Here is a 2,536-nt window from a genome sequence, read left to right on the forward strand (position 1 = left end):
ACGCCGTACGTCGTGGGGTCGTCGGCCAGCAGCGCGAGGGCGGATCGCACCGCGGGGTCGGCGCTGCCGTCGTCACCGGCGAACCCGGGGTCGGGGATCTGTCGTTCCACCGGGTCATTGTCCCCCCTGTGTGGAGCACTGTGGAACTCTGGAGGGGTGGACGAGGCAACCTGGGCGGCACTTGCCGCGACCCTGACCCTGCTGGGACTCGCGTGGACCTGGGTCTCCTTCCGACGACGCGGCACGACCGCGGCGATGCGCGCCCTCGGCTTCACGCTGATGCCGGTGGCGGCCTACCTGACCGGGACGCTGGAGATGTTCACCGAGATCGCCGGGTCGGTCACCGACTGGGCGTCCGGCCTCGTCCTCAACCCGGTCACGTGGACCGGCATCGGGTTGGCCGGCTTCGGCGTCGTGCTCATCGTGGTGGCCGGCGTCCTGCGCGACCGGCAGCTCGGCCGGGCCACCGACACCACCGCCCCCGGCGAGGTGAGCGCTCCGACGCGCCGCCGCGACCTGCCGGAGGCCTCCTCGACCCGGAGCCCGCGCGAGAAGCCCGTCGTCGACGACGAGATGGCCGAGATCGAGGCGCTGCTGAAGAAGCGCGGCATCCAGTGAGCCAGGCGCCGGTCGACGGGTTCGTCGAGCGCAACCGGCTGTGGGCCCGCCTCGGCTCCGCCGTCGCGTCCCACCCCGAGCCCCTGCCCACCCCGATCGCCGTCGTCGACCTCGACGCCTTCGACGCCAACGCCGACGACCTCGCCCGCCGGGCCGGCGGCACGTCGGTGCGAGTGGCCTCCAAGTCGCTGCGGGTCCCCGCGCTGGTCGCCCGGGCGCTGGCCCACGACGGGTTCTCCGGCGTGCTCGCCTACACGCTCGCCGAGGCCCTCCACCTGCACGAGAGCGGGATCAGCGACGACGTCGTGGTCGCCTACCCCAGCGTCGACCCCCGGGCCCTGGGCCTGCTGCTGGGCTCCCCCGAGGCCGCCGCGGCGATCACGCTGATGGTCGACGACGTGGCTCACCTCGACGCCGTCGACTCGCTGCGACGGGGCGCGGGGGTGGACGTGCGGGTCGCGATCGACGTGGACGCGGGCCTGCGGGTGGGTGGTCAGCACGTCGGTCCCAAGCGCTCCCCCCTGTACGACGCCGCCGCCGTCACCGCTCTCGCCCGCACGGTCGTCTCCCGGCCGGGCTTCGTCCTCGTCGGGGCGATGACCTACGAGGGCCAGGTCGCCGGGGTGCCGGACGACGTGCCCGGCCAGCGCACCCGGTCCCTGCTGGTCCGGCGGCTCAAGCAGGCATCCGTCGCCCAGCTCGAGGTCCGGCGCCGGGAGGTCGTCGACGCCCTCGCCGACCTCGCCGACCTCGAGTTCTGGAACGGCGGCGGCTCCGGCTCGGTCGAGTCGACCGTCGCCGACCCGGTCGTGACGGAGGTGGCCGCGGGGTCGGGACTGCTGGTGCCGGGCCTGTTCGACCACTACCAGTCCTTCACGCCGAGACCCGCGGCCTTCTTCGGCCTGCGGGTCAGCCGCAAGCCCTCCCCGACCCTGGCCACCGTGCACGGCGGCGGTCTGATCGCCTCCGGCCCGGTCGGAGAGGACCGCGCCCCGATCCCGTGGGCACCGCCGGGGCTCCACCTGACCGGGCTCGAGGGCGCCGGCGAGGTGCAGACGCCGCTCACCGGGCATCCGGCCGCGATGCTCGCCATCGGCGAGCTGGTCTGGTTCCGGCACGCGAAGTCCGGTGAGCTCTTCGAGCACGTCAACGACGTCCACCTCGTGCGCGGGGACCGGATCGTCGAGACGGTGCCGAGCTACCGCGGGCTCGGCCACGCCTGGTGACCCGCCCGATCGAGGCGGCAGCGGTGCTGGCGCACGCCCTCGCCCGGCCGCCCACGCTGGGGCCGGGACGGCTGGTGTGCATCGATGGGCTCGCCGGGGCAGGGAAGACGACGCTCGCCCTCGACCTCGCTGGTCTGGCCCCGGCGCAGGTCGTGCACACCGACGACCTGCTGGAGGGCTGGGACGGTCTGCCCGGGCTGGGCGCCACGATCGACGCCGTGCTGCGMCCCCTGGCCTCGGGCCGGCCGTCGGCGTGGACGCGTTGGGACTGGCACGCGTCCGGCTGGGCCGAGACGCACCCCCTCTCCCCCGGCGGCCTGCTCGTGATCGACGGGGTCGGCGCCGCCCCAGCCTGCATCGACGACCTCGTCACCACCCTGGTGTGGGTCGAGGCGCCTCGCGAGGAGCGGCTGCGGCGCGGGCTGGCACGCGACGGCGAGCAGATGCGCCCCCAGTGGGAGCAGTGGCTCGACGGCGAGGCGTCCCACCACGTCCGCGAGCACACCCGCCAGCGGGCGGACCTGGTCTACGAGACCGGCTCCTCCACGAGGGAGTAGTTGTCCTGGCGGTGGCGCACGGCGTAGCCGGCACGCTCGTAGATCCCCAGGGCGCCGGTGGGGTTCTCGGTGTCGACGTACAGGCTCGAGGTGTCGAAACCGGCGTCCCGGCAGGCGTGCAGCGTGTGTGGGAGC

The 2,536-nt window shown here is 74.5% G+C and carries 3 protein-coding genes; all 3 read left to right on the plus strand.

What is annotated here, in order from left to right:
* Nucleotides 1-156 precede the first annotated feature (156 nt).
* The 3 genes from ACXJKL_RS19190 to ACXJKL_RS19200 are packed head-to-tail and all read left to right on the plus strand — an operon-like array spanning nt 157 to nt 2,401.
* Complete coding sequence (locus ACXJKL_RS19190) at nt 157-618, plus strand: hypothetical protein (RefSeq protein ID WP_457208598.1); 462 nt, start codon at nt 157-159, stop codon at nt 616-618.
* The gene (locus ACXJKL_RS19195) at nt 615-1,844 is read left to right on the plus strand and encodes an amino acid deaminase/aldolase (RefSeq protein WP_457208599.1); all 1,230 of its coding nucleotides are present in this window, start codon (nt 615-617) and stop codon (nt 1,842-1,844) included. Before ACXJKL_RS19190 ends, ACXJKL_RS19195 begins: the two co-directional genes overlap by 4 nt.
* A complete protein-coding gene (locus tag ACXJKL_RS19200) occupies nt 1,841-2,401 on the plus strand; it encodes a uridine kinase family protein (RefSeq protein ID WP_457208600.1) in 561 nt (186 codons plus the stop codon). Before ACXJKL_RS19195 ends, ACXJKL_RS19200 begins: the two co-directional genes overlap by 4 nt.
* Nucleotides 2,402-2,536 lie beyond the last annotated feature (135 nt).

The sequence above is a fragment of the Nocardioides sp. P5_C9_2 genome, assembly GCF_054049555.1.